This is a genomic window from Neptunomonas phycophila (assembly GCF_001922575.1).
GTDB lineage: Bacteria > Pseudomonadota > Gammaproteobacteria > Pseudomonadales > Balneatricaceae > Neptunomonas > Neptunomonas phycophila.
The window spans coordinates 79805-93501 of sequence record NZ_MRCI01000003.1; the positions used below are offsets into that span (position 1 = coordinate 79805).

Here is a 13697-nt window from a genome sequence, read left to right on the forward strand (position 1 = left end):
AATGATGATCTAGATCTAAACACGGCGTCCTGATATCGGTTCTAATATTCTTTAACGATTTCTATTTACACGAAGTAAAGGAGAGTACCCATGAAAGCAGCCGTTGTTAATGAGTTTAAAGGGCCTTTAGAAATCAAAGAGATGCCTCTTCCGACAGTTAAAGCACATGATGTACTCGTCAAAATCCATGCGTGCGGTGTGTGCCATACTGACCTTCACGCTTGCCATGGTGATTGGCCAGTCAAACCTAAAATGCCACTTATTCCAGGACATGAAGGTGTAGGAGAAGTTGTAGAAGTAGGTAGTGAGATTTCCCATTTAAAAGTAGGGGATCGAGTTGGCGTACCTTGGCTATACAGTGCCTGTGGCCAGTGTGATTATTGCTTAGAAGGCAAAGAAACCCTCTGTTTAGACCAGCAAAACGCAGGCTATTCAGTAGATGGCGGGTATGCTGAATACTGCTTAGCTGATGGCAACTACACCGTCAAAATTCCGGACGGGCTCAGTTATGTCGAAGCGGCACCTTTGTTCTGCGCCGGCGTCACCACCTACAAAGCGCTCAAAGTGTCCGACGTAAAACCGGGTCAATGGATGGCCATTGTCGGTGTGGGCGGCTTAGGGCACTTAGCCATCCAATACGCCGTAGCTATGGGGATGAATGTGATTGCCGTAGACACTGGCGATTCTAAAATGGCTTTGGCAAAAGAACTTGGGGCGAAATACAGCATCGACTTTCTGAAAGATAGCCCTTCCCAAAAGATAGCTGAACTAACCAACGGCGGCGTACACGGCGTTGTTTGCACAGCCGTATCAAAACCCGCCTTTTCCGAAGCCTACAAATCAATCCGTCGCGGTGGCGCTTGCGTACTGGTGGGTTTGCCGCCCGAAGAAATGCCGATCCCCATTTTTGATACCGTACTCAACGGTGTCCGCATCATCGGCTCCATTGTAGGCACACGCAAGGACTTAAAAGAATGCCTACAATTTGCCGCTGAAGGCAAAGTCAAAGCGACTATAGAAACGAAGAAACTAGAAGACATCAACGAGATCTTTGCCGATATGGAGAAAGGGGAGATCACCGGCCGTATCGTGATGGAAATGAGCTAATAATGTCAGACGCACACTTACTCTAACTAACAGGGCTATTACAGCCCTGTTTTTATTTACGACAGCTTCTCTGCCAACCGCTTAGCCATCTGGGAATGATCAGCAATCAGCTGCGGTGTATCTAGCCCCGGGATTTCACCATTAACAACGGTCCATTGACCTGCCACCATAACGCGATCGGCTTTATGCGCTCCGCATAATAACAACGCGGCTAAGGGGTCGTGGCTACCGGAAAAGCGCATTTCAATAGATCGTTCGGTCATTTCTAAGCAAAATTCCTATTTTTTTGGGTTTTCTAGTACGCAGCACCACTTATGTTTAGAATACCCCATTTGGTTTAATTATGAGCAGGATGCTCGCAGGTTTTTTATGGCAAACAACAGTAAAAACGGAATTGAGGCTGTTAATCAGTGCATATTTCAATCTGATAATATACGGAAAGCTAATACAATTAGCGTCCCATCACCTAAGGCGGCTCAATCACCCAATATGAAGGGGACAGGGTGTACCATTTTGGGTCAAGGAAAACCCGCAGAATTTTCACAAATAGACCAGAACATTATACCTATTTTCCCAGTTCGCTTTGCCATAAGCGGTGATGCACTCCTCGACCTTCGTGATGGCAAGCCTGTCCCCCCCATTCCCACAAGCTTGCATGACATGACGGATCACCAGTTATTGCGTATACGTCGTGGTTATATTTTCATCATAGATGATCAAAACCGTTGGCATATTTTTTGGTATGAAACTAACTGGAAAGATAATAACGCAGTAACACGCGTTGCAAGGAGCGCAGACTCGAACGAAAAAAAAGCAAAGAGATTACAAGGACGTGCCCCATACTCTTTCAACAAGGTCAAATGGCAAGATAAAGTATATTCAAGAGGACCATGGGATCTTGATCTAGAGGACCGAATTTACCCGTTTGCTTTTGTCCGCAATGATGTATCTACCTGTTGGATTGCCTACAGTGAAGAACGTTGGCCTTCTTTTATATTTGAACGCTTAGAAGTGGATATAGCGTTACGTGAAAAATTAATGACGAAACTTGATACTAAGTCTCGTAACGGGAAACACTGCGCTCCTCTAGAAGAGCTAGGTAGATATGCTCATAACTTTAAAAACAAAAATATTGACTACGTTAATTATGATAATTATCAAGTCGAAAATGTATTTCGCTATACCAGTATTGCAGATGAATCGATAAAATTTGTCACTCAATACGCCGCTGCCGGGAAAGGCGTGCTTGCAACTATTTATGACCCTACTGCAAATCATTTAGATATTAATAAACTGATATCCAGTCAGGAATACATAGCTCAGAAGTTTGCGGATGAATATAAATATCCAATCACTATTGGGAACCTTATAAGACAGCTACAAACAGAAAAAGACGATTATAAGTACCTAGAAGATTCAGCTGATGAAAAGCTTAAAGGCAGTTATAGTGGATCAGATCATACTGTGTATTCTCCACAAAGAGAGAAGGAGAGACGGGAACAATATAAATTAGATAAAGCTAATGACCATAACCGACAACGACGTGAACAAACATGGCTTGAAAAATGGATGAAAGAAGATGCCTTACATACGGACTTTGATAGAGAGTTCGGCAAGTTTGAAGATGTATTTAAACGGCATGATGAAATATCAAAGAACCTAGAAAAAGCACTTATTACTATTACAGAATGGGATGGTATTGGAAGCCTTCATTATTTTGGTAACGCAATTAAAGACATTAAAAAATTAGAGATTAACAGCTTCGACTCTTCTGAAATCGTAAAATACATATCCGTTTATTACCTGAGCAGTTTAAAGCAATTAAAAGACACGCTTATCGGATCGGAGTTTATCAAAAATTTACTTTCAAAATTATATGATAGCAAGGATGAACAGAAAAAAGAAAGTAATAAAATTGCAATTGATTATAAAAAAATAAGAGGGCAGCTGGAATACTTTAAAATTGCTATGAGCTACATTAAAGAGCAGTCGTATGTATGGGCTCTTGAAAACAATAATCAAACTTCTTCAAATGATAGACTCTCCATTTCAATTGGCGGAAATTTTAAAGTTGTATTAAGTGCAATTTATACAGAGATAGGGCATGTATTAAGTTATCGTTTTTTTAGACACAACAGTGCTCAAGAACGATATGATGTATTAGACTGGATGATCCATAACACGACAAGTTCGGTTTCAGTCGGTAGTGAAAACCTGTTGAATACCATGCGTAACTACTTTCAAGACACAGCGCTTGAGGGTGGTAGCCAATCGCATAAAGCACGAGTAAGCACCAGTGGGAGCTTAATTATCAAAAGTGGTATGTCAGGAGAGCAAAGAACTCAACTGCCTCACAAAATTGCGGAAGTTAAAAACTATTACGCAAAAATAGATCTATCACTCGATAATGAGAGCATCGATAACTTCACGACCAACGCTAATTACTCGATTGCACAAAATGGGGTAGGTCTATTCTTATGCTCGCTCACGCTTATGGCTAACATGCAAAACTACAATGCCGCCAACCGATCCAAAACCCAAGCGGGTCGAATTAGTAGTGATCCTAGAGTGGTCATGGCCCATGCCTTTTCAGAAGGTATTGGTACGGCCTACGGGTTAAAATTAGATCTTGCAGCTAAAGCAGCGACAAGAACAGAGATGACCGCCAGCGCTGCCCAACGGTTCTTTAGTAGCTCGCAGGCAAAAAAAGTACTTGGGTCAAAGTTAGATGAATTTGCTGCAGCCACGGCTGATGACATAGCACAATACTCCGGCCAGCTAAATCGTGGTGTTGGTTATGTTGTCGGCCAAAATATGATTCGTGGTATATCAGTGGTCGGCGTATTACTTTCTCTTGGTCAGGCGTGGGAATCAATTAAGAATGAAGATAAAACGGCGTTAACGGGCCATAGCTTAGTCGCCATTGCTAACGTTGCGCTAATGTTTTCTAGCTTACTTGGACCGGTCGGTTTTGCTGTTGCTATAGGCGTACTGGTTATTGGTACCGTCATGAGCTTTATGGGATATGATGATATCGAGAAATGGATAAAGGATTCCTTTTGGGGGATATCGGATAAATATTGGGCCATGGAAAGAAGAGAGATACCATTCTTAATTACCCGATCCTCACAAGGGCTATTAAATAAAGTAAGTAAAAAATTTGTTTGTACCGAAGAAAGTTCTGAGGATCTTAGGCTAAATGAAATTATACGAGATACTTTTGAAAGAGAACTTCGTTGGCATTATGACTTATCTGTTAAACTTGAGCTCAGATACTTGGATTATAATATCATTGAGGTTAATTGTGGCTCAATCATATATGAAGAAGATATTAGTAGTGTTAATTACAGAGTTTATGGATTTGTTACGCAAGAATTTTCTAGCTTGGGCGTATTAAAAGACTTGGAATATGCAGATAAGTTGAGAGAGGTAAATGCCGTCATACTTGATGGAAAAATAACTTATATTGAGAAATCGATCGCTACAATTCACTTTAATATAAATGAAAGGGCTGCAAAGCGACTTAAGTCTGAAGGGGAGCGTCTAGAGTATGAGGCTGAAGTAACTATGAAACAGCTTCATGGAAATGAATTAAATAAAAGAATAAGGTTTACTATAAAAATATGATTAAATTGGCTGAGTATCACTCCCGTTATGCTAAATTCATGTGCCTATTTATGGCTATTGCTATTTCTATCATGTTTTCAATGAAAGATGATATAAAAGGAAAAGGGTATTATGAAAGTATAAAGTATGACTTTAATAGGATTTTTTTTTATGAGGATATTTTAAGTAGTGATTGGGAACTGGATAAAAACTTCAGTACTGATTACTATGGTAATTTTGATAATTTTAAAGAAATAATGTTTGAAATGCATCACTCTACTGGCGATGTAGTTGGCATGATAATCAGCTTTTTGCTGGTAAACATGGTCATCCCTTACTTTATTATGGGTTATTTGTTCACGGCGGTTTTCCATCCCATCGTTGTCGATCCGAAGCGAAAAATTATTTATACCGTAAAAAGGGGAAAGGTGTATCTCTTTAAACGCTCAGATGTCTCCAATAGAGAGTATCCGTTCTTTGATGAAAAAGGCGCGGTCATCAGTTGTGACCACGGTAAAGGAGTATCTGTTCGATTAAAGTCAATCGATCGCGATAAATACAGAACATTCAAAATGGGCGTATTCCCTCCTTTTAAAGACATGCAAATATATTATTTGGATAAAATTTTTACTGCCCTCGATTATTCAGATGAATCAAGCAGAAAACATTACGCCCACACCGATTATTTTAGATACCTACGTTGGATCACCACTGTCAGCCTTTATCCTTCTTTCCTATGCAAAAAAGTTGATGACCCTCACTACCTAGCTCAAATTGACCAGTATTTAGCGACACGAGAAAAATGGAAGCACATAAAGAAATAAGGTTTACTATAAAAATATGATTAAATTGGCTGAGTATCACTCCCGTTATGCTAAGTTCATGTGTCTTTTTATGGCGGTTGCTATTGCTATAATGTTTTCGATGAAAGGGGATGTTAAAGGGGAAAACTATTATGAGGGTGTAGTTAGTGATTTTAATAGGATTTTCTTTTATGAAGATAAGTTAAAGCACGATTGGGAAAAGCTCGGTTATAGTGGTTTTTCTTTATATGGTAATTTTGATACTTATAAAGAAGAAATGTATGAAATGCATCACTCTACTGGCGATGTAGTTGGCATGATAATCAGCTTTTTGCTGGTAAATATGGTCATCCCTTACTTTATTATGGGTTATTTGTTCACGGCGGTTTTTCATCCCATCGTTGTCGATCCGAAGCGAAAAATTATTTATACCGTAAAAAGGGGAAAGGTGTATCTCTTTAAACGCTCAGACGTCTCTAATAGAGAGTATCCGTTCTTTGATGAAAAAGGCGCGGTCATCAGTTGTGACCACGGTAAAGGAGTATCTGTTCGATTAAAGTCAATCGATCGCAATAAATACAGAACATTCAAAATGGGCGTATTCCCTCCTTTTAAAGACATGCAAATATATTATTTGGATAAAATTTTTACTGCCCTCGATTATTCAGATGAGTCGAGCAGAAAACATTACGCCCACACCGATTATTTTCGATACCTACGTTGGATCACCACTGTCAGCCTGTATCCTTCTTTCCTATGTAAAAAAGCTGATGATCCTCACTACCTAGCTCAAATTGACCAGTATTTAGCGAACCAGAAAAAAAGCTCAGCATAATGCAGAGCTTTTCATTAACGGTGGGTCTGCCGCTGAGGGACAAAGGAACATTGCCTTATTAAAGGTTATGCTTCTCTGCCAACCGCTTAGCCATCTGGGAATGATCAGCAATCAGCTGCTGTGTATCTAGCCCCGGGATTTCACCATTAACAACGGTCCATTGACCTGCCACCATAACGCGATCGGCTTTATGCGCTCCGCATAATAGCAGCGCGGCTAAGGGGTCGTGGCTACCGGAAAAGCGCATTTCATCGAGTGTGAAAAGTGCTAAGTCAGCTTGCATACCCACGGCTATTACGCCCACATCATTTCGTCCAAGTACTTTCGCTGAGCCTGCTGTTGCCCAGCGGTAGGCGTCGAAATGCGTGACGCTAGACGATCCATACCGTAAACGTTGCAGGTATAATGCTTGACGCACTTCTTGGATCATATTCGATCCATCATTGGAGGCCGAGCCATCCACACCCAACCCTACGGGTGCCCCTGCGGCTTCAAGTTCTTTAACGCGCGCAATCCCCGAGGCAAGCATCATGTTGGAGGTAGGGCAGTGGCAGATACCGACTCCCGCGGCCCCTAGGCGCTTTATCTCATCATCATCGAAGTGTATACCATGCGCGAGCCAGGTTCGGTTCGATAACCAGCCGACACTTTCTAGGTAGTCTACCGTACGCATTCCAAAACGTTGCAGGCAGAATGTTTCTTCATCAATCGTTTCAGCCAGATGCGTATGCAACCGAACGTCGTTACGTTCCGCTAGCAATGCGCTAGCTTTCATGATCTCTGGTGTCACAGAGAAGGGCGAGCACGGTGCTAAAGCAATTTGTACTGTCGCGCCTTCACCTCGTTGGTGATAGCGCTGAATGAGACGCTCACTATCATCAATAATCTGCTGTTCCGTTTGCACAGTCGACTGCGGCGGTAGACCACCGTCGTCTTCACCTAAGCTCATAGAACCTCGTGTGAGCATGGCGCGGATGCCTAGTGCATTGACGGCCTCCACCTGCGCATCGATGGCCTCTTCCATACCGTTGGGAAACAAGTAGTGATGATCAGCCGCTAAAGTACAGCCTGATAGCATCAACTCAGCCATCGCTAGCGTGGTGGCTACCTTTAGCATCTCTGGCTCTAAGCCAGCCCACAATGGATACAAGGTTTTAAGCCACGGGAATAGCTCTTTATTCAACGCGTCAGGGTAAGCACGCGTGAGTGTTTGGTAAAAGTGGTGATGCGTATTGATCAACCCGGGCAAAACCACATGACGACTTGCTTCATAGGTTTGATCATACGCCGTCGTAGGTTGCTGGCCGCCAGCCACCAGCTCAACAATTTTACCGTCGTGAATAACAATACCGCCGCTCACGTCTTCGCCTTGGCTTGCGAAAATAGCGAGCGGATTTTTAATCCATAATGCGCCTGTACTGAGCGTCATAGAAAGCGTCTCTTAAAACTGTCAGTTTATTTTACAATCCTGTTAGCCCGCCGGATGGAAGGGCTTTCCAAGTGAAATAGGTGCAAACATTTTGCTTCGGCCTTGGTTACGCGACAACATCACCAATACCACCACGGTAGCCGCATAGGGCAACATGGCCATTAGGTTAGGTGACACTGCAAAGCCAAACCCTTGAGCCACCAAATGAAGAATGCTGGCTAAGCCAAAGAGATAAGCCCCTAACAGCACGCGCTCTGCTCGCCAGCTCGCAAACACCACCAGTGCGAGTGCAATCCAACCACGACCTGCACTCATGTTTTCGGCCCACAGCGGCGTATAAGCCAACGATAAGTAACCGCCCGCAAGCCCCGCCATGGCTCCGCCAAACGCAACGGCAAGATAACGCGTGCGCATTACAGGTAAGCCAATGGCATTTGCTGCATGCGGGTTTTCGCCCACGGCTTTGACGACAAGACCGGGGCGACTCGAGCGGAAAAACCACCAAATCGCGAGGAAGAGCACAAAGGAAAGATACACCACCAGATCTTGAGCAAAGAGCATTTTGCCAATGACTGGTATATCACTAAGAACAGGGATAGCGATCGCATTTAACCCATCGATGGGTTTGCCTACATAACTTGCACCAATAAAGGCTGACAAACCCGTGCCGAAAATCGTCAGGGCCAGACCTGTGGCTACCTGGTTAGCATTCAGGCCAAGCGCTATCATGGCAAATAGCTGCGACATAATGATGCCAGCCATCATCGCGACAATAAAACCAAAGAGTAAACTGCCGGTTAGCAAAGTGGTAATAAAGCCAGCCACCGCGCCCATCAACATCATGCCTTCTTGGCCGAGGTTAAGTACACCGCTCTTTTCGCAAACCATTTCGCCTAAGGCAACGATTAATAATGGCGTGCCAGTGCGGACCATGGCATATAAAATATTGGTAATTAGATCGATATCCATGATTATCCTCGCGCCGCCGTTGGCTTTTGGGTCTTTAATTTAATGCGATACGTAATCAACACATCACACGCCAACAGATAAAACAGCAGCATTCCTTGAAATAAGCCAGTAATGGCGAGCGGCATACCTAACTCAATTTGGGCCATTTCTCCCCCCATGTAGATAAGTGCCATCAACAAGCTTGCCAATAAAATACCCACTGGATGCAAGCGACCTAAGAAGGCAACAATGATGGCGGCATAACCGTAACCGGGTGATATTTGAGGTACTAGTTGGCCAATTGGCCCTGACACTTCACTAGCGCCGGCTAACCCGGCTAACCCGCCACTAATTAACATGGTAATCCATACGAGTTTTTTATCTTTAAAACCCGCTAAGCGAGCGGCACTGGCGTCTAGGCCCAGTACTTTTATTTGGAAGCCAAGGAAGCTGCGACTTAACAAAACCCACACAACAACAACGGCTAGCAGCGCAAAAAGAATACCCGCATGTACACGCGTGCCCTCAACTAAGGTAGGCAGCAGTGCTGAATCACCAAACATCGCTGACTCGGGGAAGTTATAGCCATCGGGGTCTTTTAAAGGGCCGTGGACGCTGTAGATAAGAAAATTAAGCGCAATATAGTTGAACATAATCGTGGTCAGTATCTCATTGGCATGAAAGCGAGTTTTTAACCACGCCGCCAAAAAAGCCCAAGCTCCGCCGCCAACCATGCCTGCTAGTAACACGACGGGCAGCACCCAAATACCCTCAACATCAATCACATTCACAGCAACGGCACTGGCTAACAGCCCGCCCATTAACAGCTGCCCCTCAGCCCCGATATTCCACACATTAGCGCGGTACACCACAGCTAAGCCAATGGCGCACAACATAATAGGTGCTGCCTTAACGCATAACTCGGATAAACCATAGACATCGGAGATGGGTGTATAGAGTAATGTCTTTAAAGCAAAAAGCGGGTCTTGCCCCTCTACGGCAAAAAAGATAGCGCCCGTAATAAGCGTGAGCAGGCCAGCCAAGACAGGCGATAAGTAAGCCATTGATGTCGATTGCTCGCCCCGCGGTTCTAGTCGAAAAAACATGATCTCTCCTTAGTGAGCTAGGTCGTGAGCTTTGGCTGTTGCGAACATTCCAGCCATCCAGCGACCGACCTCTTCAAGGGAGGTATCAGCTGTCGGTTTGATAGGGGATAGTTCACCATCACAAATTGCACATAGACGATCCGATATCAAAAACAGCTCATCTATATCTTCTGATACGACTAAAATAGCCGCTCCAGCATCGCGCAGTTCGATAAGCGCTTGATGGATGGCGGTTGCTGCGCCGATATCAACACCCCACGTAGGGTGGGCGGCAACCAGTAACTTCGGGTTTTGCAGAATCTCTCGTCCTATGATGAACTTTTGCAGATTACCACCCGATAAGCTTCGCGCATGGGTCTCACTGCTTGGCGTTTTTACTTTGTAATCGCCAATAATTTTTTGAGCATAGGCTTCTGTTTTTTTGTAGTTCACCATGCCGCGCTTAACTAACCCCGATAAGAAACCGGTAAGCAGCGCATTATCGCGCAAGCTCATATCAGGGACAGCACCACGGCCTAGGCGTTCTTCTGGTACAAAGGCTAAGCCTAACGACCGGCGCTGCTCGGGGCGCAATTGACCAACACCTTGATCCGCAAACCGAATAGTGTCGGGGCTTTCAACCGATTGCTCTCCACTCAACGCCGCTAATAACTCTTCTTGGCCGTTTCCAGCAACACCGGCAATGCCTACTATTTCGCCCGCATGTACTTGCAAGTCGATAGATTTTAAATCAACGCCAAAAGGGTCAGGGCTAAACAATGTTAAGCCTTCTACCGCTAAAAATACTGATTGGCCCGTTACCTTCGTATAATCCGTGCTGATCGGTGTTTCATCACCCACCATCATACGCGCCATACTAGAAGGGTCTTCTTGCGCGGGGATACAGTCTCCCGATACACGGCCACCACGTAATACAGTCGCGGAATGACACAGGGCCTGTACTTCATTTAATTTGTGACTAATAAATAGAATGCTGCAACCTTCACTGGCCAATTGGCGCAGGGTAACAAACAGCGTGTTGACTTCTTGTGGTGTTAAAACGGAGGTTGGCTCATCGAGTATCAGCAACTTTATGTCTTGTACAAGGCACCTAACAATCTCAACCCGTTGACGCTCACCTACGGATAGTGAATGAATATGGCGGTCTGGATTCAACGCCATGCCATAGCGTTCTGACACGTGACGGATTTTATCCGACAAGGCTTTCATATCCTTAGCCTCGTCGCCCAATGCTAAAGCGATATTCTCGGTGACAGTTAACGTTTCGAACAAGGAAAAATGCTGGAAAACCATACCGATGCCTAACTGACGTGCATGGGCTGGATCTTTAACTTCTAGCGGTTTTCCTTCCCATACCATCACGCCAGCATCGGGCTTTACGACACCATAAATAACCTTCATTAAGGTACTTTTACCCGCACCGTTCTCACCTAATAGGGCATGTATTTCTCCAGCACGGATCTCTAGATCAATCTGATCATTGGCAAGGCAGCCCGGGTATTGCTTGGTAATCCCCCGTAAGGATAAGCGCATCGGTTGCTCTGTCTTATCATCTATCGACGACATAGGTGTATCGTATCCTCTGTGTAATCGTTACAAGGCAGAACCGATTTACTCCGTTAAACCAATCCGCGCTGAATATAATGCAGCAGTTTACGAAGGCCATATACCAAAAAAAGCCCACGTTAAACGCCACTACCCGCGCAAAGATATAGCAAGAACCTAGCCAGCGGCTAAAAAGCCCGTTGTTTTTGCGAGTACTTTATTGTTGCTAAACGCACTAAACCTTCATATTTCCTGACCTTATAGTCAAGTTTTTAGGTGCAGCGTTTACTGTTTGGTGCCAACGACTTCTGTCATCACCGCTTTCAGCCAAGCCGATACCTGCACTGAATGCGTGCATTTTACACAAACCTGACCCAAAAGATGACTTAAAACATACATCTAACAGCGTCTCTTTTAAGACGGTGTGTAGAGATTTTTTTATTTTCATTTCACCTTTTTGCCGAGCTATTCGTTTAATCACTAGAGAACCATGATCACATACGCCAAAAGCGCGAAACGAATAGGTTTGCCGAATGTCCCATGATGATGAAATTAAACCCAAAAGCCGCACTAAATTGTGGTTTTTGGTACACAGTTGGTTAGCGATGCCTATCTGGCTATTTGTTTTTTTTGTTTGTTTAACCGGCTCAATCGCAACCGTTAGCCAAGAAATCGTATGGCTAATTGATCCGGCTGTACGTGCGAATCAACCTTCCGATAAAACACGTATCTTAAATTACGATGAAATAATTGATGTTGTGCATCAAGCTTCTCCGCAAGTTTATATAGAACGAATAACGCGGCCGGTTAAATCTCAGTTTGCGCTCAGTGCCGTCGTTAGCTACCCGGACTCCACAACCGCCACCGTTTATATCAATCCTTACACAGGCGCCATCCAAGGAACCGCCTCGGGGTTTGATTTTCGTCAGTTCATACGGGCTGTGCATGGTTGGCTATTACTGCCATTTGATAATGGATACACCTTCTATAGCTTTGGCTGGTACATCGTCAGCTTTTTAGGCATTCCCATGCTGCTCTCATTGATTACCGGACTTGTGGTGTATAAACGTTTTTGGCGAGGCTTTTTTAGCCCCCGTTTGCGCTTTAACCGTGGGTCTCGCGTATTTTGGGGCGATTTTCACCGTTTAGCAGGTATTTGGTCTATTCCGTTTATTTTAATTATTTCGGTGACCGGTATTTGGTTTCTGATTCAAGCCGCGCTGTTTGATAACAGTATCTCTATTTCAAGTGATGGCCCTCCTATTTATGTTGCGCGTGAGGATGTACCTAGTTCCATAGGGGACGAACCCGCCATGATTAGCCCTAGTGATGCCGTTGCTGTTGTGACTCAAGCCTACCCCAATGTCACAGCTGAGCGCGTGTCAGTGCCGGGCAATACATACAATCATTATGTAGTTGATGGTCGCAGCCAACGCTATCCACTTATCATTGAGCGCTTCTCGGTGAACCCTTATAACGGCAATATCGAAAAAGCTAAGCGCCTATCAGACCATACCTCGCTAGAACTGGTTACGGAATCGATGCGACCGCTGCACACGGGTGATTTTGTCGGTTTAACACTAAAGCTCGTTTATTTTTTCTTTGGCTTATTGCTTACCATGATGGTTTTTAGCGGCATGACTATTTGGACAAAGCGCACCTTTAAAGCTAGCCAGGCAATCATACGAGAGCGATCCCAACAAAAAAGGCAGCGCTCTCATCAGCCAGTTTTACAGGCTAAAGGGGAGGCGTCTTGATGAAAACAGCACAACACACCTCAGGACTGTCCAAAGCCGAACAAAAACGCAAACGTAACCAAAGCCTATGGTTTCGCTGGCGTTTCCATTTAAGCGGTTTACTCATCTTAATTCCATTGATTCTGACCCCTTTTTACATTGAGTTAATGGCCGTTTTTCGTGGCGATAACGGCTTAGGGTCACATGTGATTGGCTCACAATCGGTCGGGCCTTGGGAAGTCACCTTAGCTGAACAGTTCGAAACACCACCGCGTATGAATGGGCCAGCCGGTTACATGAAAGTATTTAATGCCGCCTTATGCGAGGCCTGTATCACCGAGGTTAAAGCCGTGTACTTACGTATTGGCAAACCCCGCAGCTTACGCACTGCTGGTGCGCTTGGTTTTGGCTCACCATACCGGCTGATGTTAGGAATTCCTGTCCCTGAAAATACCCAACTTGATGCTGATTTGTGGCTCACAGTCGAAGGCTGGGATGGATCAGTACACCATGCCACTTGGCCGTTAGCACAAGCCTCACCAGCCACCATAGAATTTCTGAAAAACTTGCAGGCGCACTAAA

General features: G+C 44.5%; 11 protein-coding genes. 6 read left to right on the plus strand and 5 right to left on the minus strand.

The annotated features are described in order from the left end of the window. Positions 1–90: 90 nt before the first annotated feature. The gene (adhP, locus tag BS617_RS15860; protein ID WP_075173972.1) at positions 91–1107 is read left to right on the plus strand and encodes an alcohol dehydrogenase AdhP; all 1017 of its coding nucleotides are present in this window, start codon (positions 91–93) and stop codon (positions 1105–1107) included. Positions 1108–1163: 56 nt separating this feature from the next. On the opposite strand, the gene BS617_RS15865 is transcribed toward adhP, so the two are convergent. Continuing rightward, positions 1164–1370 (minus strand): hypothetical protein, encoded by a 207-nt coding sequence (locus BS617_RS15865; RefSeq protein WP_249263635.1) that lies wholly within the window; start codon positions 1368–1370, stop codon positions 1164–1166. A gap of 106 nt (positions 1371–1476) precedes the next feature. On the opposite strand from BS617_RS15865, the gene BS617_RS15870 reads away from it, so the two are divergent. Genes BS617_RS15870 through BS617_RS15880 form a run of 3 tightly spaced genes read left to right on the plus strand, consistent with a single transcriptional unit; the run spans position 1477 to position 6351 of the window. Beyond that, positions 1477–4734, plus strand: coding sequence for a toxin VasX (locus tag BS617_RS15870; protein WP_075173973.1), 3258 nt, complete (start codon positions 1477–1479; stop codon positions 4732–4734). A 50-nt stretch (positions 4735–4784) separates the two neighbouring features. Then, complete coding sequence (locus BS617_RS15875; protein ID WP_139303230.1) at positions 4785–5537, plus strand: hypothetical protein; 753 nt, start codon at positions 4785–4787, stop codon at positions 5535–5537. 16 nt (positions 5538–5553) lie between these two features. After that, on the plus strand, positions 5554–6351 hold the full coding sequence (locus tag BS617_RS15880) for a hypothetical protein (protein ID WP_075173975.1): 798 nt from the start codon (positions 5554–5556) through the stop codon (positions 6349–6351). A gap of 58 nt (positions 6352–6409) precedes the next feature. Here BS617_RS15880 and BS617_RS15885 read toward each other — a convergent pair whose 3' ends face one another. The 4 genes from BS617_RS15885 to BS617_RS15900 are packed head-to-tail and all read right to left on the minus strand — an operon-like array spanning position 6410 to position 11400. Further along, entirely contained in the window at positions 6410–7780 is a 1371-nt protein-coding gene (locus BS617_RS15885; protein WP_075173976.1) for an 8-oxoguanine deaminase, read from the minus strand. A 42-nt stretch (positions 7781–7822) separates the two neighbouring features. Beyond that, positions 7823–8749: an ABC transporter permease gene (locus BS617_RS15890; protein ID WP_075173977.1), complete on the minus strand. Its 927-nt coding sequence runs from the start codon at positions 8747–8749 to the stop codon at positions 7823–7825. Between the two features lie 2 nt (positions 8750–8751). Beyond that, positions 8752–9834: an ABC transporter permease gene (locus BS617_RS15895; protein WP_075173978.1), complete on the minus strand. Its 1083-nt coding sequence runs from the start codon at positions 9832–9834 to the stop codon at positions 8752–8754. Between the two features lie 9 nt (positions 9835–9843). Next, the gene (locus tag BS617_RS15900; RefSeq protein WP_075173979.1) at positions 9844–11400 is read right to left on the minus strand and encodes an ABC transporter ATP-binding protein; all 1557 of its coding nucleotides are present in this window, start codon (positions 11398–11400) and stop codon (positions 9844–9846) included. Between the two features lie 512 nt (positions 11401–11912). On the opposite strand from BS617_RS15900, the gene BS617_RS15910 reads away from it, so the two are divergent. Beyond that, positions 11913–13136 (plus strand): PepSY-associated TM helix domain-containing protein, encoded by a 1224-nt coding sequence (locus BS617_RS15910; RefSeq protein ID WP_075173981.1) that lies wholly within the window; start codon positions 11913–11915, stop codon positions 13134–13136. Beyond that, positions 13136–13696, plus strand: coding sequence for a hypothetical protein (locus BS617_RS15915; protein ID WP_212667473.1), 561 nt, complete (start codon positions 13136–13138; stop codon positions 13694–13696). The genes BS617_RS15910 and BS617_RS15915 overlap by 1 nt, the downstream gene beginning before the upstream one ends. Position 13697 lies beyond the last annotated feature (1 nt).

What these genes read in the sequence shown, in the direction of transcription:
- adhP (WP_075173972.1), top strand. Translation starts at nt 91, where the DNA reads ATGAAAGCAGCCGTTGTTAATGAGTTTAAAGGGCCTTTAGAAATCAAA.
- BS617_RS15865 (WP_249263635.1), bottom strand. Translation starts at nt 1,370, where the DNA reads ATGACCGAACGATCTATTGAAATGCGCTTTTCCGGTAGCCACGACCCC.
- BS617_RS15870 (WP_075173973.1), top strand. Translation starts at nt 1,477, where the DNA reads ATGGCAAACAACAGTAAAAACGGAATTGAGGCTGTTAATCAGTGCATA.
- BS617_RS15875 (WP_139303230.1), top strand. Translation starts at nt 4,785, where the DNA reads ATGGCTATTGCTATTTCTATCATGTTTTCAATGAAAGATGATATAAAA.
- BS617_RS15880 (WP_075173975.1), top strand. Translation starts at nt 5,554, where the DNA reads ATGATTAAATTGGCTGAGTATCACTCCCGTTATGCTAAGTTCATGTGT.
- BS617_RS15885 (WP_075173976.1), bottom strand. Translation starts at nt 7,780, where the DNA reads ATGACGCTCAGTACAGGCGCATTATGGATTAAAAATCCGCTCGCTATT.
- BS617_RS15890 (WP_075173977.1), bottom strand. Translation starts at nt 8,749, where the DNA reads ATGGATATCGATCTAATTACCAATATTTTATATGCCATGGTCCGCACT.
- BS617_RS15895 (WP_075173978.1), bottom strand. Translation starts at nt 9,834, where the DNA reads ATGTTTTTTCGACTAGAACCGCGGGGCGAGCAATCGACATCAATGGCT.
- BS617_RS15900 (WP_075173979.1), bottom strand. Translation starts at nt 11,400, where the DNA reads ATGTCGTCGATAGATGATAAGACAGAGCAACCGATGCGCTTATCCTTA.
- BS617_RS15910 (WP_075173981.1), top strand. Translation starts at nt 11,913, where the DNA reads ATGTCCCATGATGATGAAATTAAACCCAAAAGCCGCACTAAATTGTGG.
- BS617_RS15915 (WP_212667473.1), top strand. Translation starts at nt 13,136, where the DNA reads ATGAAAACAGCACAACACACCTCAGGACTGTCCAAAGCCGAACAAAAA.